This is a genomic window from Luteibacter sp. P4_E6 (assembly GCF_056401535.1).
This window is the reverse complement of sequence record NZ_JBFUJE010000627.1, coordinates 1-2,098: the sequence shown is the minus strand read 5'-3', so window position 1 is coordinate 2,098 and position 2,098 is coordinate 1. Positions and strand designations below refer to the sequence as shown.

Annotated in this window: 3 protein-coding genes; all 3 read right to left on the bottom strand. The window is 63.8% G+C overall.

Annotated features, from left to right (window positions below; all coding sequences use genetic code 11):
* Positions 1-277: 277 nt before the first annotated feature.
* Entirely contained in the window at positions 278-1,015 is a 738-nt protein-coding gene (locus tag AC1DT2_RS21650; RefSeq protein WP_477298658.1) for an HvfC/BufC family peptide modification chaperone, read from the bottom strand.
* On the bottom strand, positions 1,012-1,854 hold the full coding sequence (bufB, locus tag AC1DT2_RS21645) for an MNIO family bufferin maturase (protein WP_477298657.1): 843 nt from the start codon (positions 1,852-1,854) through the stop codon (positions 1,012-1,014). Before bufB ends, AC1DT2_RS21650 begins: the two co-directional genes overlap by 4 nt.
* 48 nt (positions 1,855-1,902) lie before the next feature.
* Positions 1,903-2,098: BufA2 family periplasmic bufferin-type metallophore (bufA2, locus tag AC1DT2_RS21640; RefSeq protein ID WP_477298655.1), on the bottom strand; the 196-nt coding region annotated here is incomplete at its 5' end.

Sequence of the window (2,098 nt, the reverse complement as noted above, 5' to 3'; positions counted from 1 at the left end):
GGCGAGGATCGTTCCGAAAACGAAGAGGAGAATGTTGCGCATGTTGCATAYCTCCCTGCCGAACGCTGCGGCCGGGGTAGAGGGAGGCGGGTCACGGGGTGACCTGCCGGTGGCCAAGGTGGCTACCGGCCGCGACATACGAACGGAAGGACCACTAGCGACGTCGAAACGGAGGCCTGGGGTCGTCGTCCATGGATGTCTCGCGGGGCTGAAAGTGTGCGGATTGTCGGTGCCCGTGTCCGCGGGGTCAACCGTTGACTGCTTTCTTACAGCCAGCTTATCCCTGGCGCAGGCTCATCACGAGGCCATCGCCAAGCCACGCGTTAAGCAGCCCGCCCGCCTCGGCCGCTATCGCAGCGGAGGCGTGCCACTGGCGCAGCCGCTCACAGATCTCGCCGAACGTGGCACCTGCGAGGGCCAGGTCAAGGCATGCGCATTCCCTGGCGTCCATGCTGGCGAACCGCGGCGACAGCCCCCTGCGCCACACACGGACCCCTTCGCCCGCGGAGGTCTGCACCGCTCCCGGTGGCATGATCTCGTCAGCGAGCGCCTTCCAGATCGCCACCGCATTGCTGCGCATGCGGCGAAACCGCAGGGTCGGTACGAAGACGAACTCCACGCGATCCCAATCGTCGGCGATGAGCGCGCCAGCGTCGATCGCTACACCATCGTGACCACTGAACGCGTGACGTAGGGTCCCATCCAGCCACGCCAGCTCACTGACATCCGGATCGTCGGGATAGTCATGTTCGAGCATGTCGGGAAAGTCATACCCGTAAGCATCCAACGTCCATGACGAGGGAACGTGTTCATCGATGTAACGGTCCGCCGCGCGATCGAATGCTTCGTCGCCCAGCCACAACCGTGTCTTCGCGTAGGCATCCCRCATGGCCGTCATGAGCTGGCCACGATAGTTGTTCGCATACACGCGCATGCCACGCGCGTCGAAAGCCTCCCGCGTAGCGCTACCGGACACCGAGGCGATGAAGTCCCGTTGCAGGTCACCGAGGCTCATGCGGCCTGACGTGCCGCCGACGCGGCGATGAGGCGCGCCTGTTGCAGCTCGGCAAGCAGGTCCGTCAGGGGTGGAATATGGTCGTCCCGCTCGATCATGGTGGCCACGTGACCCAATCGCGAGGCGAAGCGCGCATAGAGCCGCCAGACCGGATCGGGCACCGGCGCGTCGTGCGTATCGATCAGCATGTCACGCCCCTGGCTGTGTCCGGCAAGGTGGACCTGCCTGACGCGCTCCAGTGGCAGACCTTCCAGCCAGTCATCGGGGTCAAGCCCGTGATTGGTCGCGCTCACGTAGATGTTGTTGACGTCGAGCAGAAGCAGGCATCCGGTGCGTTCACACAGCGCCGAAAGAAAGACGGCCTCGGTCATCTTCGAGTCCGCGAAAGCGATGTAGGTCGAGGGATTCTCGAGCACCAGCGCGCGACCGAGCACATCCTGCGCGATCGACACATTCGCGACCAGGACGTCGAGCGCTTCTTCCGTGTAGGGAAGCGGCAAGAGGTCATGGGCGTTGAAGCCATCGACACCGGTCCAGCTGACGTGATCGGAGATCCAGAGCGGATCGACCCGACGCGCCAACGCACGCAATCGGCGAAGGTAGGCGATGTCGACCTCGTCTACCGAGCCGAGATTCATCGATACACCGTGCAGGGCAACGCGGTAGCGCTCACGAACGCGGTCGATGATGTCGAGCGGGCGCCCGCCATCCACCATGAAATTCTCCGAGATCACTTCGACGAAATCGACCGGCTGCTGCGTTGCGATGAAATCGGCATAGTGCGGAACACGCAAGCCCAGACCGAAGCCATGGAACGCGGGCGGCGATTGAACGGGCATGATGTGCTCCGGAGAGGCCCGGTCGCCAGTGCGACCGGGCAGGCAGGCTTACTGGGCCGGCGGGGTGGTGCTACCGCCCTGGGCCGAGCATTCCTTCATCGAAACCGCTTTGAAGCCCTGGCCCTTGCAGTCGTTCTGGCCTTTGCAGGCGTGGTTGCCCGATTTGCAGTCCGAGGTGCCTTTACAGCTGTTGATGCCGTAGCAATGCACGGTCTTGCCGGCAGCCTGATCGGCAGCCTGCGCC